Annotated in this window: 18 protein-coding genes, 1 tRNA gene and 10 pseudogenes; 16 read left to right on the forward strand and 13 right to left on the reverse strand. The window is 58.7% G+C overall.

What is annotated here, in order from left to right:
- Positions 1 to 19: 19 nt before the first annotated feature.
- From G6P99_RS11545 to G6P99_RS11570, 6 genes and pseudogenes are all read left to right on the forward strand, one after another.
- On the forward strand, positions 20 to 2002 hold the full coding sequence (locus G6P99_RS11545; RefSeq protein ID WP_246709508.1) for a condensation domain-containing protein: 1983 nt from the start codon (positions 20 to 22) through the stop codon (positions 2000 to 2002).
- A pseudogene (locus tag G6P99_RS11550) lies at positions 2003 to 2239 on the forward strand (hypothetical protein); the annotation flags it as partial.
- Between the two features lie 95 nt (positions 2240 to 2334).
- Positions 2335 to 2490: pseudogene (locus tag G6P99_RS11555) on the forward strand (hypothetical protein); the annotation flags it as partial.
- A gap of 90 nt (positions 2491 to 2580) precedes the next feature.
- A complete protein-coding gene (locus G6P99_RS11560) occupies positions 2581 to 4680 on the forward strand; it encodes a condensation domain-containing protein (RefSeq protein ID WP_334262134.1) in 2100 nt (699 codons plus the stop codon).
- Positions 4673 to 5989 (forward strand): MATE family efflux transporter, encoded by a 1317-nt coding sequence (locus G6P99_RS11565; RefSeq protein WP_246709510.1) that lies wholly within the window; start codon positions 4673 to 4675, stop codon positions 5987 to 5989. Before G6P99_RS11560 ends, G6P99_RS11565 begins: the two co-directional genes overlap by 8 nt.
- Before the next feature lie 80 nt (positions 5990 to 6069).
- Positions 6070 to 6481, forward strand: a pseudogene (locus G6P99_RS11570) (IS3 family transposase); the annotation flags it as partial.
- A gap of 330 nt (positions 6482 to 6811) precedes the next feature.
- Here the strand turns inward: G6P99_RS11570 and G6P99_RS11575 are convergent.
- A complete protein-coding gene (locus G6P99_RS11575; protein ID WP_165123026.1) occupies positions 6812 to 7069 on the reverse strand; it encodes a hypothetical protein in 258 nt (85 codons plus the stop codon).
- A gap of 122 nt (positions 7070 to 7191) precedes the next feature.
- Here G6P99_RS11575 and G6P99_RS11580 point away from each other — a divergent pair, with 122 nt between their 5' ends.
- From G6P99_RS11580 to G6P99_RS11595, 4 genes are read left to right on the forward strand one after another with little or no spacing between them, the layout of a single operon-like run.
- Positions 7192 to 7719, forward strand: a complete 528-nt coding sequence (locus G6P99_RS11580; RefSeq protein WP_051346803.1) for a Csu type fimbrial protein — start codon at positions 7192 to 7194, stop codon at positions 7717 to 7719.
- 11 nt (positions 7720 to 7730) lie between these two features.
- Entirely contained in the window at positions 7731 to 8459 is a 729-nt protein-coding gene (locus tag G6P99_RS11585) for a fimbrial biogenesis chaperone (protein ID WP_029084907.1), read from the forward strand.
- The gene (locus tag G6P99_RS11590) at positions 8428 to 10845 is read left to right on the forward strand and encodes a fimbria/pilus outer membrane usher protein (RefSeq protein WP_165128197.1); all 2418 of its coding nucleotides are present in this window, start codon (positions 8428 to 8430) and stop codon (positions 10843 to 10845) included. Before G6P99_RS11585 ends, G6P99_RS11590 begins: the two co-directional genes overlap by 32 nt.
- Positions 10842 to 11798 carry a Csu type fimbrial protein gene (locus tag G6P99_RS11595; protein WP_156929066.1) on the forward strand — a complete coding sequence of 319 codons (957 nt, stop codon included), beginning with the start codon at positions 10842 to 10844 and terminating at the stop codon, positions 11796 to 11798. The genes G6P99_RS11590 and G6P99_RS11595 overlap by 4 nt, the downstream gene beginning before the upstream one ends.
- A gap of 163 nt (positions 11799 to 11961) precedes the next feature.
- Here G6P99_RS11595 and G6P99_RS11600 read toward each other — a convergent pair whose 3' ends face one another.
- On the reverse strand, positions 11962 to 12132 hold the full coding sequence (locus G6P99_RS11600; protein WP_165128199.1) for a transposase: 171 nt from the start codon (positions 12130 to 12132) through the stop codon (positions 11962 to 11964).
- Between G6P99_RS11600 and G6P99_RS47570 the strand changes: the two are divergent.
- Positions 12065 to 12387 (forward strand): annotated as a pseudogene (locus tag G6P99_RS47570) (hypothetical protein); the annotation flags it as partial. The gene G6P99_RS11600 and the pseudogene G6P99_RS47570 overlap by 68 nt on opposite strands.
- A gap of 155 nt (positions 12388 to 12542) precedes the next feature.
- On the opposite strand, the pseudogene G6P99_RS11610 reads toward G6P99_RS47570, so the two are convergent.
- Positions 12543 to 13561 (reverse strand): annotated as a pseudogene (locus tag G6P99_RS11610) (IS110 family transposase).
- Between the two features lie 143 nt (positions 13562 to 13704).
- On the opposite strand from G6P99_RS11610, the pseudogene G6P99_RS11615 reads away from it, so the two are divergent.
- Positions 13705 to 14809: pseudogene (locus G6P99_RS11615) on the forward strand (ISL3 family transposase).
- A 786-nt stretch (positions 14810 to 15595) separates the two neighbouring features.
- Here G6P99_RS11615 and G6P99_RS11620 read toward each other — a convergent pair.
- From G6P99_RS11620 to G6P99_RS11630, 3 genes are all read right to left on the reverse strand, one after another.
- Positions 15596 to 15910, reverse strand: coding sequence for a hypothetical protein (locus G6P99_RS11620; RefSeq protein WP_156929145.1), 315 nt, complete (start codon positions 15908 to 15910; stop codon positions 15596 to 15598).
- 113 nt (positions 15911 to 16023) lie between these two features.
- Complete coding sequence (locus tag G6P99_RS11625) at positions 16024 to 16290, reverse strand: hypothetical protein (protein WP_165128201.1); 267 nt, start codon at positions 16288 to 16290, stop codon at positions 16024 to 16026.
- Positions 16291 to 16533: 243 nt separating this feature from the next.
- Complete coding sequence (locus G6P99_RS11630; RefSeq protein WP_156929146.1) at positions 16534 to 16917, reverse strand: hypothetical protein; 384 nt, start codon at positions 16915 to 16917, stop codon at positions 16534 to 16536.
- Between the two features lie 237 nt (positions 16918 to 17154).
- Between G6P99_RS11630 and G6P99_RS11635 the strand changes: the two genes are divergently transcribed.
- Positions 17155 to 17391, forward strand: a complete 237-nt coding sequence (locus G6P99_RS11635) for a DUF6894 family protein (protein ID WP_165128203.1) — start codon at positions 17155 to 17157, stop codon at positions 17389 to 17391.
- Positions 17392 to 17889: 498 nt separating this feature from the next.
- On the opposite strand, the gene G6P99_RS11640 is transcribed toward G6P99_RS11635, so the two are convergent.
- The 3 genes and pseudogenes from G6P99_RS11640 to G6P99_RS11650 form a co-directional block, all read right to left on the reverse strand.
- A complete protein-coding gene (locus G6P99_RS11640; RefSeq protein ID WP_246709511.1) occupies positions 17890 to 18087 on the reverse strand; it encodes a hypothetical protein in 198 nt (65 codons plus the stop codon).
- Positions 18088 to 18222: 135 nt separating this feature from the next.
- A pseudogene (locus G6P99_RS11645) lies at positions 18223 to 18432 on the reverse strand (YhjD/YihY/BrkB family envelope integrity protein); the annotation flags it as partial.
- A 42-nt stretch (positions 18433 to 18474) separates the two neighbouring features.
- A pseudogene (locus G6P99_RS11650) lies at positions 18475 to 18624 on the reverse strand (GmrSD restriction endonuclease domain-containing protein); the annotation flags it as partial.
- 806 nt (positions 18625 to 19430) lie between these two features.
- On the opposite strand from G6P99_RS11650, the pseudogene G6P99_RS47575 reads away from it, so the two are divergent.
- The 3 genes and pseudogenes from G6P99_RS47575 to G6P99_RS11660 form a co-directional block, all read left to right on the forward strand.
- A pseudogene (locus G6P99_RS47575) lies at positions 19431 to 19649 on the forward strand (DUF3800 domain-containing protein); the annotation flags it as partial.
- 69 nt (positions 19650 to 19718) lie between these two features.
- Positions 19719 to 20519: a hypothetical protein gene (locus tag G6P99_RS11655; protein WP_029085171.1), complete on the forward strand. Its 801-nt coding sequence runs from the start codon at positions 19719 to 19721 to the stop codon at positions 20517 to 20519.
- 107 nt (positions 20520 to 20626) lie between these two features.
- Positions 20627 to 21460: a creatininase family protein gene (locus G6P99_RS11660; RefSeq protein ID WP_029085172.1), complete on the forward strand. Its 834-nt coding sequence runs from the start codon at positions 20627 to 20629 to the stop codon at positions 21458 to 21460.
- A 103-nt stretch (positions 21461 to 21563) separates the two neighbouring features.
- Here G6P99_RS11660 and G6P99_RS11665 read toward each other — a convergent pair.
- The 4 genes and pseudogenes from G6P99_RS11665 to G6P99_RS11690 all read right to left on the reverse strand — a co-directional run bounded on the left by G6P99_RS11665 (position 21564) and on the right by G6P99_RS11690 (position 24576).
- Positions 21564 to 21638 (reverse strand) — tRNA-Arg (locus G6P99_RS11665).
- Positions 21639 to 21852: 214 nt separating this feature from the next.
- On the reverse strand, positions 21853 to 21993 hold the full coding sequence (locus tag G6P99_RS11670) for a hypothetical protein (RefSeq protein ID WP_224741464.1): 141 nt from the start codon (positions 21991 to 21993) through the stop codon (positions 21853 to 21855).
- Positions 21994 to 22174: 181 nt separating this feature from the next.
- Positions 22175 to 23518: pseudogene (locus G6P99_RS47580) on the reverse strand (IS1380 family transposase).
- Positions 23519 to 23709: 191 nt separating this feature from the next.
- Positions 23710 to 24576, reverse strand: coding sequence for a hypothetical protein (locus tag G6P99_RS11690; RefSeq protein WP_156929122.1), 867 nt, complete (start codon positions 24574 to 24576; stop codon positions 23710 to 23712).
- Positions 24577 to 24591 lie beyond the last annotated feature (15 nt).

Below are 24591 nucleotides of genomic sequence, written 5' to 3' on the forward strand. Positions count from 1 at the left end.
TACCACGCTCGGACTGAGAGTGGATTTCAGGCTGGTCCTGAATGGAACGATCCGATCGCTGGCGGCTGCGATCGCGGCCCGACTCGGCTCCGAGCCGTGCAAAGCTCCGGCGCCCGGAAAGCTGATACGATCGCCTCTGACGAGGGTTCAGGAGCATCTCTGGTTCCTCTCGCAGCTCGATCCGTCCGCGAGGAACTACATCATTCAAGGCGGCCTGCGAATAAGGGGCAACATTGATACAGCCGCGTTCAATCGCGCCTGGACCGACGTCGTTCATTCCCATCAGGCACTTTCGGCGCGCTTTATCGACGATGACGGTCCGGTTCAGCTGTTTGATGTTCCGCAATGCGCAGATCTAGACTTGGTTGATGCATCTCATCTCACAGCGAAGGACGCTGAGGAACTCATCGCGGAGTTGCGGCAGACAGAATTGAACAGCAACTTTGATCTCAGTCAAGGCCACCTGTTTCGCGCGCGCATGATCCGTTTTGGCGCTGATAACCATCTGATCCTGATCACCGCTCATGAAATTATCATCGACGCCTGGTCGATCTCGGTTCTGCTCAGAGACCTTCGACAAAGGTACGTAGATGCCGGGGCGTTTTTGCCTGAGAACCGCGCGTCATTCTCGACCTACGCGATATGGGAACAGCAACACCTTACGTTAGAGGCGTTAGCCGGCCAACGTAGCTATTGGCGTCGTCAGATTGGCGATGATCCACCGGTTCTTTCGCTTGGAACGGGGCGGTCGCGGGCGCAGACAAATTCCCACCGGGGCGCCTCGCAAGCGTTGTTACTTGGCAGTGAGCTCTCCAATCAGGTACGGGAGTTTGCACGGCGGCATAGGTGCACCACCTCGACAACACTCCTCGCGTGCTTCAAGCTGCTGCTACAGAAGTATGTCGGTCAGGACGATATTATCGTTGGCATCCCGCATGTCGTCCGCGACCAACCTGGCAGCGCCGAAGTCGTCGGCTTCTTCCTGAATATGCTGCCAATCCGCACCGCGATCGATGTCGGCCGATCGTTCGAGGATCATGCCTTGCGCGTTCAGGGGCTGGTCAGCGATGCGATCGCAAATTCGGCATATCCGTTGAGCTGGATGGTGAGGGATACCCGGCTATATCGCGAAGCGGGACGATCACCGATCTTTCAAGCCATGTTCAACATGTATTCTGAGGCGGCAGAGCCGCCTGGCCAACATGGGTTGGATCTGACATTCCGCGAGTATGAGACCGGCTATGTAAAATTCGATCTGACACTGTACGCACAAGATCACGGCGATGAAATTGCTCTTCAGCTCGCATATGCGGAAGACATAATTTCCAGCGATCTGATCGCCCGCATGGCCGACAACTTGCGATGTCTCATTGCGGCCTGCGTTGAGAAGCCGCTTGCGCCCATCATGGATCTGAGCTGTCTCAGCGCCGCAGACATCGCTGTGCAGGAGTCGCTTAATGGCTCGGCGCAACCGTATGAGGCTGAATGTCCGCTTGTCGAAGCATTCGAGCAAGTCAGCGTCTCCAATCGCAACCAAGTGGCATATTTCGGTGATTTCGGCGAGATTACATTTCGCCAGCTACGTGAGCGCGTAACAGCAATCAGGTCGTCACTACGGGCCTCCGGCGTCGGGACAGGCGATATGGTCGCGATGCTGGTCGACCGGTCGCCTGACGCGGCCGCTATTATTCTGGCGGCACGCGCCTTGCGGTCCATTGTTGTCCCTATATCATCAGATTATCCTCGTGATCGGATCGAACATATCCTGCGAGATAGTCAGGCAAGGCTTTTGGTTCACGCAAATAGCGTCGACCCTGGGTTTGACTTGCCGTCGGTCTGTCTATCGACCCTAGAAGGGTGCAACGTGTCCGCTAACGGTGGCGAGTGCAGCGGCAAACCATCAGATCAGGGAATTGCAAACCTTATATACACGTCGTCCTCAACCGGGACAGCGAAGGGGGTTCCTATACCGGAATCGGCAATCCTCAATCGACTGAACTGAATGTGGCGACGCTTTCCCTTCGACAATACCGATGTAATAGTTGTCCAAAAATCCGCGTCACTTGTTGCTTCCGCTTGGGAGTACTTTGGGGGGCTTCTGCGAGGCGCGCCCGCACTGATCCTGACTCAAGAGCAGCTGCTTGATCCAGATCTATTGTTGTGCGTCTTGGCGCGACATCGCGTGACACGCTTATTTGCCTCACCGGCACTGCTGTCCGGCCTCATTGCTTCCCAGGACCGTAATCCGCAACTGACCACCTTGCGGTTGGTCACAAGCAGCGCCGAACCAATGCCGTCCTGGCCCCCGTTCGCTGGCGCGCGCATTTTCCGAACGTGCCATTGTGGAACTTCTATGGTGCTACGGAATGTGCATCCAATGCAGCTGTCTACGATACATCGGATACTGACGACGGCTCGTCGCTCGTTCCCGTTGGGCGCGCAATCGACAACGTCAAACTCTACGTGCTCGATGCCCACTTGAAGAGAGTCCCGGTCGGAGCAGCCGGCGAGCTCGGCGTCGCGGGACGCTGCGTAAGCGCTGGATACTGGGGGGATGAAGATCGGACGAGCCGCTGTTTCGTGTCAAATCCTTATGATAATGGACAATACAGCATTCTTTGTCGCACTGGCGATATCGCACGCATCTCAACCAGCGGCCTTCTTGAGATTTGCGGAAGATCGGACAACCAGATCAAACTACGGGGCTTTCGCGTAGAGCTGGAGGAGATCGAAGCGGCCCTTGAGTCTCATCCGGGCATTGCAAAGGCGGCGGTCTTCGCAGAAGGCCTTGAGGACCACGGCCGCTTGACCGCTATCGTGGTGCCCGTACGCGACAGTCTGGGCTCGGGAGATATTGTTGCTCTCCTGCGCCATACCTTGCCGTCCTATATGATTCCCTCCGCATTCCGTTTGGTTGACAGCATCCCGCTTACGGCTAGCGGCAAGATAGATCGAGCTCGCCTGCCGACCGTTTCTTACCGCGAGGCTGGCCCTGGTCCATCTGCTGAGCCCCGCACGACCGCGGAGCTTATTCTTGCCGAGATCTGGCAGGACTTGTTAGGCGTCAGCTCTGTCGGAATCGATCAAAACTTCTTTGATATCGGGGGAAACTCTCTCCTGAGCGTGCGCTGCGTCACGCTGGCGCGCAAAGCCGGGCTGACGCTCACTGTCGCCCAAATCTATCGAACACCGACTATCAGGAAGTTGGCGGCAGACGGAGGGGCGGCTACGCTCCATAGCTCGGCTTGCGCGGATAGGCCGTTGCCAGTGAGCCCCGTAATCTCATTCTCGAACCGTGTTATCGGCTTGGATGAGCACTACACCATCGGCGGCCTGTTCTTCTTGCCCGGCGACATCCTGAATATCCAAACGCTGGAGCGCGCCCTTGCCCAAGTCGTGTATAGGCACGAAGGTCTCAGACTCCGCATTGCCCGAACCGACGATGGTCTACGTCTGACAATCGGCCCCTCTGTCGCCGAACGCCTCGTAGAGGAGATCGATCTTGTCGGCATGACCAGCCTAGAGCAGCGTAAGGCAATCGAAAACAACTCAGCAAGACGTCAACGCATATTTCGGTTTGACGGCCAGACGCTCCTTTTGAACGTCACGGTGTTCCGTACATCAGAAAGCGGCGATTACTATCTGCTGGTCCTGGTACATCATTTCGTCCTGGAGGGGACAGGCTATCGATTGTTCCTGGAAGTATTGGATGCGGCGTACGACGCCGCTGCCTCAGGCCATGCCGCACTTGATCCCGAGAACATTCAAATGCTCTCACCATGGCTGACTCGCCTTGAACACTACGCGAACGGCGAAGCGCCGTCCGAACTCGGATACTGGGAGGGGATTGATTACGGTAAGTTCAATTTGCACGTCAGGGACACTTCATCGGGCGGCGCGAGCTTTTCTGATGAGGCGGCAAGAGAGCTTCACTATGCACACCTTGAAGGTCGCATCGATGAAGCGAATTGCCGATCGCTTTGGGAAGATCAAGCTAAGTACCATCTGGAGATTGACAAAGAAGCGACAGCTGATCTTCTCAATATTGCAGCCAAATCGGCGCATTGTGCGGACTTTGACGTGTTTCTTGCCGGTATATCTGGCGCCTTTGGACGCGTTTTCGACAACTATTCGATTTGGATTGATACCCTTACCTCGACCCGAGGTCGGCTGTTTGACGATATCGATCCATCCCAGATCATCGGCTTCATCGGCGAGTTTGTTCCGCTCGCCTTAAGTCTCACCGGAACGGAGCCCCGCGCCGACCGTGCTCGTTCAATATATCGTCAGCGCAACGCCCTGCCGCGCAGGGGAATAGGCTTTCGGGCCTTGAAATACCTAAACCGAGATCCAGACGTGCGGACCCGGATCGATCGCCTGCCCTTGCCCACAATTGGGTTGAATTATCGACCGGGTTTGCAGCGCCATTTTCCACGCCGTCTCCTTTCCCAGGAGCCCTCTCCACTTTGGATTGGCCAGGACATGGACCCCGCGGCCCTAAATTACCTGTTCTGGTTTAGTGTCGGATATCGAGCCGGCCATCTCCGGATTGAAACCAAGTATAATCCAGCCAAGGTCGGCTATGAGGTGACCCGCAATCTTTGCACGGTGTTGCAACAAGAGCTGATGCAAACGATCAGCGAACTCAAAAGAGGTGGCCACACATTCATCCATGAATGAGCCGGATGCGGAAGTCGAGAGCGATCGCGACGCGATGCTAAAGAAACGACAGCACATCGATCTATTTGACACAAATCTCTCGCGCCTTATTCTGCGGCTCGCCATTCCGTCTATTGTTGGCTTATCGATCAACGCGTTACAGCAGGTCGTCAATGCGATCTTTGTCGGCGCACTTGGCGCGCAGGCGATCGCAGCTGTCAGCATGGCCTTTCCGATCGTGGTCCTGCTCACGGCAGTCGGACATGGACTCGGCGTCGGAACAGCGTCGTTCATATCTCGTCAGCTTGGCGCTGGCGAGTACTTGGAGGCGAGTCGAGGCGCGAGTACTGCACTCGCGCTCGCCGCTCCGATCGGTGTGATGCTTACGATCGCTCTGCTTCTAAACCTGCGAGGGATCTTCGTAACGCTTGGGGTTACTCCAACCATTATGCCCATGGCGCTCGACTACGCGGCGCCCCTTTTGTTCGGGTACACCCTGATGCTTCTAAACATCGTCAACGGCTTCATCGTCAGAGCCGAGGGCAATACACGATTGAGCATGTGGACGATGATTACCGCGTTCACACTCAACGCTATGCTCGATCCCATCTTCATATTCTTACTGGATCTCGGTGTGCGAGGCGCAGCCCTCGCAACGCTGTTATCTCAGATCGCTGCTATCTGCCTCTATATCGCTTATTTTGCCAAGCTTCGCGGGATAGTCCTCGTCAGGATATTTCACATTTCGTTGCGCGCAGATCGTATCAAACAGCTCGCGCTCATAGGGGCGCCGGCGACCATGACCGGTATTGTATCTGCCGTTTACCTTATGCTCATGTACAGGGCTGCTGCGCCGTTCGGCGACGAGTCCATCGCGGCCGCTGGAATAGCTATGCGATTGTTGACGATTGGCGCACTGCCTATCGCCGGCTTCTGTATCGGCTCTCACGCTGTGCTGGGTTTCAGCTGGGGCGCACGCGACTTTGCCCGCGTATTGAAGGCCGCGAAGTTCATGCTCTCCATGACTGTTGCTTTTTCCATCGCGTATTCTGCGGCTATTGTGATTTGTGCCCGTCCTTTGGTCAGGCAGTTTAGTGATAGCGACAATATCACAGAAATTGCGGTCTCAACTTGCATCGTTTTCCACCTCTTTTTTTTGGCTTTTTGGCATCCACAGTGTCGTGACGACGATGCTTCAGTCGTTCGGGAGGGCACGCCTCAGTGCGGTCGTGTCCTTGGCGAGGCAGGGCTATATCTTCACACCGGCTGTACTGTTATTCCCGGTCATATGGGGTTTCAACGGGCTGTTGGTCAGTCAAGCCATCGCTGAGCTGGGCGCCGGAATGATCGCGCTGTTTGTCATGTTCCACCAGTTCGGTGAGCTCAGACGAGCGCCCCCCAATGAACCGTGCCCGCAGTACGGTTTACTATGAACCTCGGCCGGTTTCGGCCGAGGACCTTGTCTTGATGCGCCGGCTCGATGAGCTGCACCTCGATTATCCCTTCGCAGGGGCGCGCATGCTGCGATCGCTGTTGCAGCGTGAGGGCATGCAGGGTGGCCGCCGCCACGTCGCGACGCAGATGAAGCGCATGCGGATCGAGGCGATCTATCGCCGTCCGAACACGAGCAAGCCCGCACCGGGCCACAAGATCTACCCGTACCTATTGCGCGGATTGAAGATCGAGCGGCCGAACCAGGTCTGGGCAATGGACATCAGCTACATTCCGATGCGACGTGGATTCGTCCCTGGCGGCGGTCGTCGATGTGTTCAGCCGACGGGTATTGGTCCATCGCGTATCGATCACGATGGAGACGATATTCTGATCGAGGACGTCCTCACTCGAGCCTTGACGAACGCACGCCCGACAAGGCTTACTTCGGCGCGCAAACGATGGTGACGGCCGCATGATCGTCGCCAACGATTTTGCTGCGGCTCTGGTCGGGCTTACGCCCTCCCGACGCCACAGCAAACTCGTAAAGCCCCGCCTTCAGCATAACCCGGCAGGAATCCACTTAATTTTCGCGGGGCGCTGTCCAAACAACCGGGACCAGCTCTTTTCAAAGACCATCTCTGCTTATCATCGCTGTCGTTGATCCGGCTCGCTTTGCTCCCCCTATTCCTTTTTTGGAGCCAGTCACTAACTTCCTGGCTTACGCTCCTGCTGCGGCCCCGCCGGGCTCCACGTTGCCGCTGAGAGCGGGCGTGCTCCATGCCATTAACTCGTAAGGCCGATGCGCCTTGCCCTTGCCGATGCATTCGACCTCCGGCGCGTGCAGGGAATAGAACTCGGCATCAAACTCGGGACCTGCGACAAGTTTCGCGGATACCGATACCGCGGCGGCGTGTTGCGCGGAAAGCTCGCGGTGACGCTCAATCACATCAAAATTCGAATCTAATTCAGTCGCCATGGCGCATTTGCCCCAGGCCACATTAGATCGGCACCAACCAATCCTGGTAGGTGCTTCCAGTCCTTCTCAGCGATACTAGGCCATAGTGTCTGTACCGGCAGGGGGGACGCGAGCGTTCGCCCATGAATCAATGTTTCCGTCACCGTGCCTGGCCGCCATCAACGGTCTGGACGAGCGCGCTCCTAATAGCAGCCGCGATCTTCGTGCCTGAACTTGCCCACGCCGCCACTGCGACGGGGCAGTTCACGGTCACGATCACGATCCAGTCGAACTGCATCGTCCAGTCGGCGACCGATCTGGCGTTTGGATCGCAGGGCGTTCTCAGCGCGAACGTCGATGCCCAGAGCACGATCTCCGTTCAGTGCACGAATACAACGCCCTATACCGTCGGCATCAGCGCGGGGAACGGCGCCGGCGCGACAGTCGCAGCACGCCAGATGACCGGAACAGCAGCGGCAACGGTCACCTATTCAGTTTACCGTGATGCCGCGCGCAGTCTGGTCTGGGGCACCACTATTGGAACGGACACGTTGGCTGGGACCGGAACCGGCGCTCCTCAACCGATCACCGTTTATGGTCGTGTTCCGCCTCAGTCGACACCGGCGGCCGGTGGATACAGCGACACGCTGACGGTGACCGTCACTTACTAACGGAAACGCCTATGCCTGGACTGCTTGCCCGCGTGAGCCGCATCGCCGTCGCTTGCCTTTGTGCTGCGCGGGTAGAGGCGGCCTCGCTCCGCGTGGCGCCGACCACTCTCGACTTGCTGGCGCCCGACAGCGCCGCGACGCTGAACCTGCGCAACGAGGACAGCCGGTCAATCAATGTGCAAATCCGAGTGTTCCGCTGGACGCAAAGCGGGGGGGCGGATCGACTTGAATCGACCTCCGACGTCGTAGCCAGCCCGCCAAGTCAGACGCTTGGACCCAACGCCGATTACGTTGTCCGCGTCGTCCGTGTCAGCAAGCAACCTGTCGAGGGCGAGGAGAGCTACCGTGTTGTGGTCGACGAGCTTCCCGATCCGGCGCGGCGACGGCATGGCGTGGTCAATCTCGCACTGCGCTATTCCGTGCCGGTCTTCTTTCGTGCTCCTGATCTGCGTCAGGCGCAGATATCTTGGACCGTTGGGCGAAGTGGCAACGGGCTCGCGGTAACGGCGAGGAATGCCGGTCAGCAACGGCTTAAGATCGCAGACCTTAAGCTGTTCGATGGCACGGGGCAAAACATCATACTCGGCAAAGGGCTTGTCGGCTATGTGCTTGGCAACGCCACGATGCAATGGTCATTTGCCGCGCACGGCGCCAACCTGTCGGGTCGCTCCGTGACCCTCTCCGCCCAGAGCGATACCGGACAGGTCAATGCGACGGCTGCGGTTCAACCCGGCCGTTGAGATGGCCATCCTGTTGGTTGGTCTCGCTGCGCCGGCAACGAGCGCGCAGGCTGAAGGACTGATGGATATTCCGAAACCGACCGGTAGGGTAGCCGTGACAGCGGAGCGCAGCCTGCAGCTCAACGTCGTGATCAACGAGAGCCCTGTCAACCTCATCGGATCGTTTCAGCTACGGCCCGACGGTTCGCTGGCGGCGACACCACAAGAACTTCGGGAAATCGGGCTGATTCCTACCGACGAAGCAATCGGTTCAGACAGTCTCGTGCGTCTGGATCGCTTGCCCGGCGTATCCTACCGAGTTGACGAAGCCAAGCAGACGGTCCGGATCACTGCGCCTGATGCGGCCCGGGCTCCGCACATCGTCAATGTGCGTCCGAAGGCCGATGGGCACATCGGGCCGCAGAGGAGTTACGGTGGAGTGCTGAACTATACGCTCTTTGCTAGTTCCGACGGCGCGTTCTGGCGTGACCTGAAGAGTTTTCAGGGATTGTCAGGAGCCTTCGATGGCCGGGTGTTCAGCCCATACGGGACGTTCAGCCAATCGGCCATCGCGAGCACGGTATCGCCGGAGTTTGGCGGTCTGACGCGCCTCGACTCCACGTGGACGTATTCGGATACGGAGAGCCTTATTACCTATCGTGGAGGCGATACGATCTCGGGCGGCTTGTCATGGACGCGATCAGTGCGGCTTGGCGGCGTGCAAATGCAAACCAATTTCGCGCTTCGTCCCGATCTCGTGACTCTGCCGATACCAGCCCTGTCCGGCAGTGCGGCGGTGCCCTCTACCCTCGACGTCTATACACAGAATGTGAAGACCTACACCGGCTCAGTGCCGGCGGGACCATTCCAAGTCACCAATCTCCCGATTGCCACCGGCGCAGGGACGGCAAGCGTGGTGCTGAACGATGCACTCGGCCGACAGATTGTTACGACGCTGCCATTCTACGTCTCCAGTCAACTGCTCAGGGAAGGCCTCTATGATTTCTCGGCCGAGCTCGGCTTCGCGCGCCGGTTCTACGGGATCGAATCGCACAACTATGACGCTCGCCCGGTCGGATCAGCGAGCGTGCGTTACGGCTTAACCAATTCGCTGACGCTCGAAGGCCATGCCGAAGGAGGGGCCGGCCTAGTTAACGGAGGTCTGGGTGCGGCATTCTCGCTGGGGGCTTTCGGCGCAGCCTCCTTTGCCGTAGCCGGCAGTCAGGTTGGCGACCGGGCTGGTGGTCTGTTCAATGCTTCCCTTGAGACGAGCTTCTGGGGGCTATCGCTCTATGCCCGCACGCAACGGACGTTTGGCAATTACGACGACATCGCGTCGGTGACCGCGCCGATCCTCGATCCGAAATTCGGTAACTCTTCTTTCTTCAGCGCCCTGGTACCGAAGGCTCTAGACCAAGTCACCTTCAGCATGCGGCTGCCGTTCGATCGCTCGAATCTCGGTCTCAGTTATACGCAGCTCGAAAGTGCTTTGGGAGACCGCAACCGCATCGTTGGACTGTCATTCAGCCGCACCTTCTTTCGTGACAGCACGATCTTTGCCATCGCGTTCAAGGATATCGATGCCCCCAGGAGTTTCGGTATTTTCGCCGGAATTTCGGTGCCATTCAGAAATGACGTCACGGTATCGACCGGCGTGCAGAGCGGTCCGACCGGAACTTCGGTGGTGACCGACGCGATGAAGTCCGAGAGGCTTGAAACGGGAAGCTACGGGGCGCGCGTGCGCGACGCCGAGGGCTCCATTCCCGATCGCTCCGCGAGGGCGAGCTATCGCGCATCGTTCGGCCGCATCGAAGCCGGCGTGCAGCAATACGGCAACGCCACACGCGCTACCGCGCAGATCGATGGCTCCATCGCATTTGCTGGAGGTGGGGTCTTTTTCGGCAACCGCATCGATGATGCATTTGCGGTCGTGAACGCCGGCGCGCCCAACGTCGCGGTGCAATACGAGAACCGGCCGGTCGGCGTGACCGATAGCCGTGGGTTGCTCCTCGTTCCCTATCTGAACTCGTACCAGAAGAACAAGATTTCGATCGATCCGAAGAACTTGCCCGTTGATGCCGACGTGCCGAGCACCCATGAAGCGGTGGTGCCGGCCGACCGCAGCGGCGTGGTGGTCAATTTTGGGATATTGGAAACGCCGAAGGCGGCGCTCGTCACGTTCACCGACGGCAAAGGTAAGCCGCTCGCGGTGGGAGCGCAGGGCCATCTGGAGAGCGGCCAGCAGACGTTCGTCATCGGTTACGACGGGCAAGGTTATGTCCAGGGCTTGACCGATCAGAACATCGTCGCGATTGACCTTCCGGACAGCGGTTCGTGCCGCGCGGCGTTCGGCTACGCGCCGAAGCCCGGTGAACAGGTTGCGCTCAAGGATGTAGTTTGCCAATGAGACGGACCGCCCCATCGCGATGGCTGATTGCTGCATTTCTGGTGGTCGCTCCGTCAGCCGCCAAGGCACTCACTTGCAGTTACAGCGTGTCGAACGTGAGTTTCGGCTCGGTCGATGTGCTTGCAGGCAGCGCTGTCGACACGACCGCGACGATCGGCATCAACTGCAGTGGCTTGTTGTTGGAGCGAGTTCGGCTCTGTCCCAACCTTGGAGCCGGCAGCGGCGGCGCGACGGCGTCGGCACGACAAATGGCAAGCGGCGCCCACCAGCTCAACTTTCAGCTTTATCAGGACTCCGCCCGAACGACGGTGTGGGGTTCATATCTTTGGTCCTTCTCGGCCCGACCGCCGACCCTCACGTTGGACCTGAACGTCCTCGGCAACGGCTCGCTTACTCCAACTATCTATGCCCGCGTGCTCAGTGGGCAGTCGACCGCTGCCACCGGATCTTATCTGTCGTCGTTCTCTGGGACTGACGCACAACTGCGCTATGAGACCTGTCCTCTGGGTGTCTGTCCGGCCTGCAGCGCTTCCTTGGCGGGATCAACCAATGCAAGCTTCACGGCCAATGCAACGGTGCTGAACAACTGCCTGGTCTCGGCTCAGAACATCAACTTCGGCGCAACCGGTGTCTTGAGTACCAACGTCGATGCGACAGGTCAGCTCACCGTCACCTGTACGCCGACGACGAGTTATACTGTTGCCCTAAATGGGGGCACTACGGGTTCCCCACCTGCCAGCCGCAAGATGTCCAAGGGATCGGAGACTGTAACCTACGGCCTCTACAAAGACGCCGTGCGGACGCAGGTATGGGGTGACACAACGGGCAACAACGTGCCCGGAACGGGCACGGGCCTCGCTCAGAATCTCATCGTGTACGGCCGCGCGCCGCCGCAGGCCACGCCGTCACCAGGGGTGTACTCTGATACGGTTGTTGTAACTGTCACTTACTGAATCGGCAGAGGTACCGAATGTGCGAGCGTGATGCACAGAGCTGGTCCCGGTTGTTTGGACAGCGCCCCGCGAAAATTAAGTGGATTCCTGCCGGTTACGATTTTGCTGTGGCGTCGGGAGGGCGTAAGCCCGACCAGAGCCGCAGTAAAATCGTTGGCGACGATCATGCGGCCGTCACCATCGTTTGCGCGCCGAAGTAAGCCTCGTCGGGCGTGCGTTCGTCAAGGCTCGAGTGAGGACGTCCTCGATTGTAGAACGCCAGATAGCTGGCTCGCAAACCCGGCGCCTTGCGCAACGGTGCGCCGTTCAAGGACTGGGTGTTGCCGGCCGCCATCGAGCGGATCCGACGTAAGCTTGCCAGCACCGGCGGGCAAACCGTCAGTCAGCCGTGGAAGCCGCCTGTGCCGAAGCACTCGGTCACGGCGTCCATTGCGCCGATGTCGTGCTCAACATCCTGGCCCGCCAGCGAGGCTCTGACTCATATGTGGAACGGCCCGGGCTGCAAGGTCTTTCTCTGATTGAACAAGGAATGGCGGTGCGGTCATATGTTCGGCCTGTGAACGCGGCACCTGGCCGCTGGCCACGATGATGTCCGCGGAAGCAATCGCCCAATCAATTTTGCGCGCTCGAAGCGCAGTGAGTCAGGCGGTCTGATTGCTACCGGGAATGTCGTCATTCAGTGTTCATCCAGATTGCACCCTGCCTCCTCGGCGGCTTTCCTTTTCCGCCGATGAGCTCTTAAGATTAAGATTTCAGCATTGCGGCCGGTGCCTGATAGATGCCGCCCTTGACTAGCAACGCCCAGATGGTGCGCGCAATCTTGTTGGCTAACGCCACTGATACGACCTTGACCGGCCGGCGTTGCAGCATGGTCCGAACCCAGAGCCTCGTTTGGCAAGCTTGATGATAGAAGTTGCACCGACGATTAAGAGCGTCCGTAGTTGCCGATTTCCCCGCTTCGATATCGCGCCGAGCCTTTCTTTCCCACCGCTCGATTGTGCCCTCGGCGTCAGACCCATCCAAGCCGCAAAATCTCGTGCAGTGGCAAAGCCACGAGCATCCAAGACCGATGTCCGAACGGTAGCGGCGATGAGAGGACCAACACCGGGAATGCTCATCAGACGCCTCGCATCGGGATCCTTTCTGACGGCAACCAAAATCTCTCTATCGAGCTTCTCTATGCGGTTTGTAAGTAGCTCAATCTGTTCAGCGAAATGGATCAGGGCAAAGCGGGCGGTGGCGGGGATCCTGTCGTCTTCCCCCTCCCGGAGCAATCCCAGAAGTTTCGCGATGCTTGCCATGCCCGTCCCCGCAATAATACCCAACTCGGCCATGTGAGCGCGCAGAGCATTGGCAGTCTGGCTCCGCTGTCTGATCAGCAGCTCTCGCGCCCGCAGAATCATACCGGCGGCTTGTTGTTCGGCAGTCTTCATCGGTACGAACCGCATCGTCGGACGGGTGACAGCCTCACAAATGGCTTCTGCATCAGCCATGTCGGTCTTATTTCGTTTGACATAAGGCTTCACATAGGCCGGTGGCATCATGCGGACCGAATGCCCCAGGGCCGCGATTTCGCGCGCCCAATGATGTGCACTCGCACAAGCCTCCATGCCGACCAGGCAAGAGGAGAGCGCTCGAAAGAATGGCAGCACCTGCGATCGTCGCAACATGCGGCGAACCAATACTCTCCCGTCGTTGCCGATCCCGTGCACTTGGAAGATCGACTTAGCCAAATCCAAACCTACTGTGATAATCTTCTCCATTGGAACGGTCCTTCCCTTGTGGCGCCTCTCGAAGCGACCACGTTAGGCACTTTTGATGCCGGTTCGAAGGGCCGTTCCACACCATCACTTTTGATGCAGTTCGAGGGATCTCTGGCGCATTAATTGCGGGAAGAATCAGCGCCATGCAGCAAGCACTCCACCGCTCCAGGCTGGTGCCGCGTGGGTTTGTTGTAGAGAGTGCGTGCTACGAAGGTGATAAGGCCATTATTGAGATCCGGGCGTCCGGAAGCGTCGGTCTGTGTCCCTTGTGCGGAACAGTTTCCCGACGTGTCCATAGCCGGTATCGGCGACGCGTAACTGACCTCCCGCTTTCGGGGCGGATCGTACAGCTCCTGGTGGTCGCCCGCCGCTTCCGCTGCGACGCCGTTCTGTGCGGGCGCCAAATCTTTACTGAGCGCTTCGCCGAAGGGGTGCTGGCTCCATCAGCCCGGCGCACAGCGAGGCTGGACTCCATAGTCCATCACCTCGGTCTGGCGCTTGGCGGACGACCGGCGGCAGGCTTCGCAAAACGGCTGATGCTGCCGGTGAGCAAGGATACGCTCCTTCGCGTGGTTCGACGCCGTAGCCGTCCACCAGCTGACCCGCTCAGGGTTATCGGCATTGATGATTGGGCATGGCGGCGCAATCACCGATACGCCAGCATCATCTGCAACCTGGAAAGGCGCCGGGTGGTCACCCTGCTGCCGGACCGTGAGCCCGCGACCGCCCAGGCCTGGCTCGCTGCTCATCCCACGATCGCGATCGTCGCCCGTGACCGCGGTGGAGCATATGGCGAAGCCGCGGCAAGAGCCCTGCCGCACGCGCTACAGGTCGCAGATCGTTGGCATCTGATGGAGAACGCCAGTCGGGCCTTCCTCGATAGCGTATCCCGTCCGACGGTCATGAGACGAGCGATCGAAGGCAGAGACGGTGACGGTCGCGGCGGTAGAAGCTGGCGTGCCACCCCTGGTCGAGGCACGCGAGATCATCGCCGAATTCCACTTGATGATTCGGCGCCGAGCCGCCGCCGAGTTGTCACCCTGGATCGAGCGCGCTCGCGCCAGTCTTGTCGCATCGTTCGCCCGCGGCGTAACGAACGATGAAGCGGCGGTTCGGGCGGCGATCACCTCGCCATGGTCGAACGGACAGACTGAGGGTCAGATTACGCGCCTCAAGCTCGTCAGACGCCAAATGTACGGCCCTGGCAAAATCGATCTGCTTCAAGCCAGACTAATCGGCGCAGAATAAACGCAGCTGCACCAAAACTGCGACAGAGCCAAATTTGAACGCCGATTGACAGTCCAAAACGCCTGGCGCAACATTCCAGCAACCGTCGAGGCCCTCCGGCAGTTCTGGATGCCTATACGCTTCAAGCGCGGTGCGTAGGCCGTCCGTACCAAGTCCGTGGCTCCGTGGGCCTCTCGTACCGTTTGCGTTGCATGACTGCGGACGCGACCGCCGGCATGCTGGCGTGACATTGCCGGCGTCGAACGCCACGCCCTGTCTGTTATGAGGCAGGGAGTTCATTCAAATCGAGCCGTTCCCGCCCGGACCTTCCGGCTTCCCCGTCAGAAAAATATCGGGTTGGCGCGTACAACCCCGAGAGGGAGTGCGGAATAGCCGCATGGACGGATCGGCACAGCAGCGCCTCGATTCTCCCAACGTCTCTCAGCCAAAGTCTTGCCGCCCGTAAGAACGGTATGAGTGACCTCGAGCGTGAAGAAGATGTCCCTTACTGCTGTTCTAGAGAAGAATAAGCTGCCGTCCGTCCTCATCTCGGCAGGAGGGCCAAACGTTTGAAGTGCGGCCTTTAATGCATCTACGACCGATCTTTCGTGGCGCAAATCAATGGGTGTTCGAACGATAGTTCGACCGCTCTTTTCATCGGAAATCAATAGTTCCGTCGAACCGTTCGATCTCTTAAAACATGTCGGCGTTCCAAATCACTGTAGTTGCCTTCGAACGCAAATTCTTCATGTCATGCTCCTTGAACCGTGTTGCTAACAGCTCGGCCTTCTTCAAATTGATCATCGCCTATTCATTGTCCTGAAATTCGGAAATCGTCGTGGCCGAGGACCCGAGCGGATGAAATCGCTCGACCATCAGCGCAAGCTTTTCGATAGACGGTGCGGGTCGCATGACGTGCGGTACGGATTTGCGGCCTCCCGCGCCGATCGCCAAATTCCACCCGTGCCCGTCCTCGACGATTGCCGCGTACATGCTTCTGTACAGCGTTCCGGCCGTAAGATGGGAGTAGCGCGGGCCTGCATCCTCTATCAGCCTTTTGACCGTCCGGGAGATGGACTTCAGCGGAAGTCGAGTCCACGGTGGACGGAAGGTCGGAAACATCGCTCCGTCACCGACCGGAATACTCGCTCGATATTCGAGCCACTTCGACAAAGCCGCTGACGCCACGTCGTCTAGGTGGACGACGCGTTCGCGCGTGTCGTTGTGCCCGGCCGTCACGCCGTGGCCGAGCGATCCGTGACATCGAGACGCACCAATTCGGCCACGGTAATTCCGGCGGCAAGGAGACAAATCAGAACAAGACCGCGAAGTCCGACGGGACATCTTGATTCATGCGCCTGCTGAAGACGACTGCTCTGCCACGAAATCAAAGCGTCGATTTCCGACCGCTCTATCGAATAGTTCGGGGGGATCACGGTGATCGCCGGCGACGGAAGGAGCAAGGCGGGATTGTCGGTGCGAAGTCCCTCGTTGACGAGCATTTTGGAATGCAACCCGGAGATTCCCGATGAGCCGATCCATTGATCGCTCGCTGCGCGTCTCCGCGCGTTCCTGACAAAAGGCGGTGAGATCCAAAAGGTCGGCGGTAATAAAATTCTTTTCGATCCTGCCAAGAAACTCCGAGAGCCAAGGAAGGACGATGGCAACGTTGTACGCTTCAGCAGGGCTGATCGAGGTCTCTACGGCTCCAACTATCACCTGAACCAGATATCCGGACGCTGGGCTCATAAAGCCTCCAAGACCAGTGCGAGGAGGCTCCTAACTCGGAGGGATCGCAGGCGGGCGATGCGGATATTGAGGTTCGCGAACGCCACTAGGCCGGAGATGCGGGGTGCTTCACGACGCATCTCGGATAGACGGCCCGCGAGGAGCGTGACCATCGCAGGTTGTCCTAGGTAAAGGGCATTCATGGCGTCCGATTGGCTCGCGCTTGATGGGGGGAGATCGTCGAGGGCGTCGGCCATCTCCAGCAAGTCGGCTTCCGGCCAAGCCTCCATGTCGTCGGGCAAGGTACGGCGAAACTCGCTGCGCAGCCGGACCGACGACGACAAGAGCCTCGCGCAAAACTCGCCCTTGGCGTCATCGGGAACGGTCGACTTCGCGGGCATGCGCGTCGCGTTTCCGCCGCAGCCGTGACATCGCGCGAGCGCGACAGCGGCAGACCAACCGAAGTGCGCCGAACAGAACGCACACCGGTCTTCGAGAGGCGCGCCGCTGTCGGGATCTCTACGAAGAGCACGAACCGTCCAGAGGAGGCGGTGATACCTTGATCACCGGCCGAGGCTCAGCCCGTAGGCGCCGGTGGCTGAGAGCCGTTCCCGCCTGCAAAGGAAGAGGAGCGCTTCATGGAACGCTATTTCTTCGACATCCAAAGCGGCCGCGATCTGTTCGCAGACGAGGAAGGCTTAAACCTGCCAAGTCAAAAAGCCGCCGAAGTCGAGGCGACGCAGACGCTCGCCGGGATGGCCAGGGATTCCGCTTTTTCAGGCGAACGGCCCGATATGGCAGTGGAAGTACGCTCGGCGACCGAGCGACTTTTCTGCGTCTCGATAGTCTACCGAAATGTCAGTACGAAGCATTGAGGATCGCGATAGAGACGATCCCGGCTCCTAACAGTAAACCGTCGAGTAGGAACGCATTCTGGCCGCCTGCTTTGATAAGAAACGCGGGAAGGCGAAGATGACGCGCTATTATTTCGAATTGCCCGACGGAGGGGAGTTGGCCCCCCGCGGATATGGTCCGTGACGCCGTGCATCAATCTCCGCCCAAACACAAGCACCAAATGGCGATAGAGGTGAGAGATGAGAATGGCCCCGCGATGCAGGTCAAGTTCACCTTCGAGATAGAAAAGACGCTGCAGTAAGCGCGCAAGATCCGGGTACTGGCCAATGAAACGGCACCCGAGTGATACGGGTTTTCTTCCAGCAGTCGGGGCGCATTGGCTGGCTGGAAGCTTCGGATAAGACGTTCTATCGGTCCAATCGTTCCTTACCTACCGGGTGAGTTCGGGAAAGAGTGGCAAATTTTTACGATTCACCTGTGAGATTCCGGGAACCAGCGCCTCTGATCGTTATCAGCCCTTAGGGATGTAGGAGCGAAAGGAGGCGTTGGCGGCTCTGCTCGCGGTCGAGCTGATTTTTACGCGTCACTTCAAACTCGGCTTGAACCTTGGTCGTGTCTTCATTCAGCTGCTTCAATTCAATCAGGAGCGCCTCAAGCTCAGCGAGCCGCCTTTCACCGTCGACAACATCGAGCTCAATCTGCCTCAGCTCGTCCATGATCGCATCTTTGTACATCGTCGTGTTGCGGCTTGCGTGCTATCCTACGAATACAGACGAGTTGCAAACCCTTCTGGTTCCAAGCAACCAACGACGGCACTGAAGACCGACTGCGGCGACGGTTCGCGGGAATTTTTAGGACCGAGCTGGTCCCACGGTGTCTGCCATCTTGACGGCTCTGACGCCGAGTGGCTTGGGCCTTCCGGGCGTGCTGTCGCGAACAGTCTGATGCTCTATCTTGGCGTTGAGCTCTGCGCCAAGCAATATCGTGATCGCCGAAATCCAGAGCCAAGTCATGAAGCCGATGACCGCTCCCAAGGAGCCGTATGTCAGGACGATACTGCCGAGAAAGTACGGGTTCGCGTTAGCGACATCCCCCGTGTCGCCACAAGCAGTCGTTATGTCGTCAAGGAGATCGCTGGCCTGCTCTGTAGTCCAAGCATACGGCCGCTGGTATGATGGGATGCTGAAAAGGTACTTGTCGCAAAAGATATCAAGTATCGGCTTCTCGTTTGCTTCAATCGTATGACGAATCATCTGTTCTCCTTAAATTCCTTGCCCGGTTGCCGTCTTTGCGTACCGGATATCGGCGCCAAGGATACTATTTTCGGTTGTGAATTGAAATCGCAACCGCGCGTGGCGGGGCGCAAAAGTGCAGTTTTGCAGATAATGACGAGGAAAAACTGCATGGAATAGGGAGGGAATTCGCAACAAAGGACTACCCGTCATGGAGCGCTGCGAAAGCGCTTGACGGCCTCCGCAACGTCAATAACGTCAAGCTAGGGGAGCTGAGATCTTATCCCGCTGGGCGAGCCACGGCCCGAAACGACGGGAGAGTGGCCGCAAAGTGGAGAAGCTAGAGGTATGGCTTTGTGATTGAAGCGCAGACGATCTCAATTTGGAGACACGAGAAGGCCGACGGCGGTATACCGCCTCAGCAACTCGTCGAGGTCGCATGCAGATCGCAAGGTTAAATGCGAACTTCGTGTTCCCCTCCTCCAAGACTGCCGCGTGCATTCGGCCGAACTGGGCCGCGCTTTGCGAACCGTCTGTCGCGCGGCGATGGAGACGGGCGACCTGGAGACCACTTCATAATTGACCAGCAGGGCGATCTTTGTCTATGCGCGCATCTGCAAGGCTCAATATGCCGACCTGCTTCAGCAGGTTGGTGGAGCTGTCGCTAAGAAAAATTATAAGGCAGCTGTGAAGCAGGTCTTCCTGCGTTCGGTTGCCGAGTATCTAGCCGCTGCGGGTCCCGCGGTCCTACTTATCGATCGAGACAAAACCACGCCTGGGCCGAGCTTGGTCAAGTTCGAAGGCAGCGCCACGCTGATTGGCGGCGGTGCCATTTCTCTAACTCCGCGCACATACTGGGCCTCCAGATTGCCGATGTCGTCGCCTACGCCATCGGGCGCTTCCTGCGCCGGCGCAACGGGATAACCGCTACCGATCCCGAGCATTACGACCTGTTCGACAAGGCAATTATGGAATTTCTCGGTGATCTGGATGGCCGACTACAAGAAGTGACCGGGCCCTTGCCAAGTCTCCCGCAAGCGGTGTGACGCGAGCTCGATGATGCCCGACGGGATACCCATTTCCTAGGGCAGATGGAGGCCTTATGATATTTGGCTATGAACCCACAGACCCGAAAGCTCCTGATCCAGCGCCTTATCGCGCCTATCGGCGTAATCGGCCCTGATTTCGAGCGCTTTGGGGAGCTTTTCCTTGACCATTTGCTCTCGACGCCGCTCGAGCACAGTGGCTTGAACGCGCTCGGTTTTCCGATCAGGCGCGTGCTCGATAGCAGCAGCGCAGATGGCGCGATAGTCGCGGAATATTCCGCGCACGACGACTATTTCACGAGGGGGATGCCCAAGGCCGAGCAGGATCTCGCCCATGCCTTGTCTCATCGTCCGAATGCAAAACTGGTGCTCCTCATCGCCGCACAGCCCGAACGCCCGCAGATTGTGGATGAGTTCCTCAAAGCGGCGCTAGCGAAGCCCGAGATGCAAGGCCGCTCCTTGAGGATATGGGGCGCCGAACGCATTGCCGAACAGCTTGTCGACAAGTTCACGTTCAACGACACGGCCGTCGAGGCATTGTCATTCTATCTGCCAGTGCTGACCGAGATCTGGGAGGAAGCTGCGCGCGATCGCCTGTTTCCAGCACCCGACCTGCGGCACCGGCCGCGTCCCGCAGTATCGGACGAGATCCATCGTCGCCTCGCCAGCGAGAGCTGTGTGTGCAATAGAGAGGATGGCGCCTCAGGGGAGCGACTGCACTGTCCAATTGCCCGCATCGGCGGCAATCTAAGCTGCGGATCTTGGCTTGCGTTATCCGAGGCTTCGAGGGTCTGTGACAAGCTTCGTTTTTGGTTGCCAGCAGACAATAGAGATCGCGGCTCATTGCTGTTGGCGCGCCATAGCAGATGAAGATGGGCACTATGCTGAGCTGCTGTGCCGATCTCGAAGCTCGCCATGATATTTCTTCTCCGATCGCATGATGACCCCCTCCATCCAGATCCTTTCGGGAGATCGCTATGAGCATTGAAGTCGAATGGGCGCGTATGACCGCTCCGGACCTACGCGCGATCGCCGCACGCGAAGGCGCTCTGGCGATCCTGCCCGCCGGCTCGCTGGAGCAGCATGGCCCGCATTTGCCTGTGATTACCGATACGGCCAGCGCCAGTGCCGCCGCGATTGCGGCCGCGCGGCTGGTGGCCGCGGGTCCAGATCCGGTACCGGTCGCCGTGTTGCCCGGCCTGTGGTTGGGTTTGAGCGAGCATCATTTGCCTTTCGGTGGCACGATCAGCGTGGACTATGCCGCTTATCGCGCGATCCTAGAAAGCATCGTGCGATCTCTTCGCGCATTGGGCTTTGCCCGCTTGCTGATCGTCAACGGCCATGGCGGCAATATCGATCCGCTTGCCGTGGCATCGCGCGAACTGGCGGTGGCGTACGACTTTCCGATCGTCGCCACAACGCCATGGTTCCTGGCACCCGTGAAGATCGCGGCAATCTTCGAATCCGACACCGCACCGAAACACGCTTGCGAGGGCGAAACCTCGGTCATGATGGCGATCGCGAGGGACATTGTGAAGGAACACAAGCTGGACGAGGCGATGCAGCAGGCGCCTGCCGCGGTAGAGCCGCCGGCAGGGTTCTCGCGGTTCTACTCCTTCTCCGAACGCGCGCCGATCACAGGCTCCTGGGGGGACCCGCGGAGCGCCACGGCCGAAAAGGGCGCGCGTTTCCTTGGCGTGCAGGCAGAGGCGTTGGCCGAAGCAATCCGCAACACGGCGCTATGGTCTCGCCCGGATCCGGTCTGGCGGGTAGGCCGGGGGCAAGAGACCACGGCGGGCAAAGCAACGTGACATCGCAGGTCAGGCGGCGGCACATGCGTGCTGCTCCGGGCGCGCCCACGCGAATGTTCTTTGTGAAAGCCCGCATCGACCGCTCGCCGAACACAGGCAAAGCTGGCGCACCCGACACGATTCGAACGTGTGGGACGCCTTCGGAGGGCGACGCTCTATTCAACTGAGCTACGGGTGCATTCTGCTAACGTGCTGCTTACGTGAATTTGTTGCGAGTGTGAAGCGGCGCGCAACGTCCTCGCAAGTCTCTGAATTCCGGGCCTCTTTCGAACTCCTTTTTTGCTCCTACTGGGTTGACACATGCCTTCGGAGGGCAGCGGTCAATCTGCGCTGAAGTGTCAGATCCGGCGCGTGTAGTTGTGGCGTTTAACTAGGCGGAAAAGCGTAGAGCATTAGGCCTGCGTGCCGCGCTTTATCGGCATTACCTTCTTGGGATCGAGCCAGTGGTCGATCCGATCAGCCCAATGCTGCATCAGCTTCGTGCGCGAGCCGATTAGCGCGAGCGGTCCGTGCTTCTTGTAGAGCCCTTCCACAGTCGAATTATCTAGCCCGTCCTATTCGTGAGAGTGCTTTTTTTAGTCCGCTTGATGTGGCCGCACATCTGCTCTGACGAGGCGCGCGGGATTGCCTTCGGCTTTTCACCGCCTGACGACCCGTACTTTGCAACGCGCTTGAGGTGTAGGTTGGGCGAACGGGGGGCGGACGCCCCGCCGGTCAAGGACCGAGCGGCAGCAGCGCGCCTGGCAAGCCGCGGATCAGGTCGGCTTCGGGACATGCCGCGGCAAACGCAAGGCGAATGCGGCTCGTGGTCTCGACGACACGGGCAGCGAGTTTCAAGAGCCGAAGACGCAGCGTCGCGAACTCGGCTGTGGCCAATTCCCGGGCTTTGGGAATCGCGTCGCGCACGGTCAGCATCAGCCAATAAGCGGCGGTGTGGAGAACGAGGCGGACTTGATTGGCGAGCGCCGAACGGCAGCTGGTGCGGTCGGAGGCGAGCTGTGTCTTATGCAGCTTGATCAGATTCTCGGCTTGGCCGCGCGCGCAATACAGGCTGTCGTAGATCCACTCGGCCGAGCCGACATCGAGGCTGGTGACGACGAAACGGATGTCGAGGCCGAGCATCGTCGCCTCAATACGGGCGACGGTCGTCGTTCGCGATCCCAGGACTTTGCCTTGTGGCGCGTCTCGGTATAGCCACGCAGAACCGGCAGGTTCTCGATGGCGCGTCGCGTGCGGATGTCGTCGGCGGCCTCGTCGACTTTTCTGGCGAGCGGCTTGGTGCCGGACAGACCGAAGATGTAGTCGATGCCGTTGGTCTCGCACCACGCCATTGCCTCCGGCCGAGCATAGTGCGCCCGTCGCCACGGAACGTAATTCGCGTGTTGTGCCACCGCGTCCGGATATGCCGTATCAGGCGGCGCAGATGGGCACGCACCTCGACGCCGCCCGGCGTCTTGCCGGGCCGCAGCACGACCGCCACGGGCCGGCTCTTCTCCGTGTCGTAGACGTGGATCGGCAGGAAGCAGCGTTCGTCATAATGAGCGTTGAACAGCGAGAGCTGCTGATGGCCGTGGACGACATCGCAGGTATCATCGATGTCAAGCGTGACGGATGCCGGCTCGCGCGGGTAGCTATCCATCCATGCGTCGACCAAAGTGTAGGTCAGTCGGATCACGTCGCGCAGGCGCGGAGCATTCTCCAGCCGCGACAGCGTCGGTTGGGAACACAGATCGCGACCCGTGTCCGGCAGCCGTCCGCAGGCCAGCTTGAATGCGGGATCGGACCGCAGATGATCGAGGTCGTCGGCGTCCTCGTAGCCGCAGCAGATCGCGAACATGCGCGCGCGGAACATATCGACAAGGCCGTGCACGACCCGCGTCGGATCGCGCCGATCCGGGACACCCGGGCCAAATTGTCGGCCAAGCCGAGACGCCGCTCGGCCATCGCCAGAAGCATCACGCCCCCGTTCGAGGTCAGCCGACCGCCTTCGAAGGCAGCTGTGACTTTCTTGGCGTGAACGGCTGGAAACGAGAAGGGCAGAATCGTATCATCGGTCATGGCGGGCGTGGTGTTCGCGGCTGAAGGTGATGGGGTTGGCTTTGCAACCGAATCCTACGCCGCATCAGCGCTTTACACCACGCTCGCCAGCCTCTCAGGCGCCCTCTGACGAATAAGACGGGCTAGATGTCGCCAAGGAATCCGACTTGGTCGCGCTCGCCCAATATCATCTCAACGCTAACAACAATACGCTAGGCCAATGCCACGGCTATCCTTCGAGTGCCCGGTGCCGATGTCCAATTGTTCACCGCATGCGCCCAAGTTAGGTTGTTCAGAATAACAAGGTCCCCTGGTTTTAGCTTGAGAATAATCTCGTCACAAAAAAGTTTCTCGTAATCGGCGCCTGAACACCAGCTCCGTCCTGCATTAACGGGGTCCAGTTGGTGCAACTCAAAACCGTTCGGCGGGAACTTGAGAAGTTCTCGCTCCTGCAACATCCGAACGAAAAAGTGAAGACAGCTTTGGTCAACACTACCAATGTTATCCCAAAGGACATTCACATCCCGCCCTAGGAGAAGGGAAAAGCTTCTTTTCGGCCTTGCCATAACAATCGCCAGCAAAAGGCCCGGGATCTCGGATTTCACCTCGGCTACTATTTGGTCATCTGGTACCAAATAGTCATCCGGCGAGCTCAGACGATAAAGTGCTTTTGCACGAGTGATCATGCCCCGAGACAATGGCTTTGATCCAGGTAATATTTTTGTCGTTTTTTCTCGTAAAAGTCCCCATGCCTCACTTGTGTCGTCGATGTTCAATAGGATTGTTTCTCCTCCGTCTTTACTATTCTCGAAACAATAAAAGCACGACAACTGCATATTAGATATTCTATCTCCTTCGGAATGCGGGGTGACAAACTGATAATCATCTCGGGAATTAACGCTCATGAAGTATTTGTTGATCCGCCGTCGGTGACCAAGAAAATCGGAAAAGCCGGCCTCCAGCTCTAGCTTTTTTTGCAATCCCAGTTCACCGGCAATTTGATGTACGAGGCCGTCCGACTCGCTCGGTGAGACATTACGAATCAAAATGACACAGTCTCGACTGAGTGCCTCGATCACGCAAGTCACATCCAA

The sequence above is a fragment of the Bradyrhizobium sp. 6(2017) genome (genome assembly GCF_011058295.2).
GTDB classification, from domain to species: Bacteria; Pseudomonadota; Alphaproteobacteria; order Rhizobiales; family Xanthobacteraceae; genus Bradyrhizobium; species Bradyrhizobium septentrionale.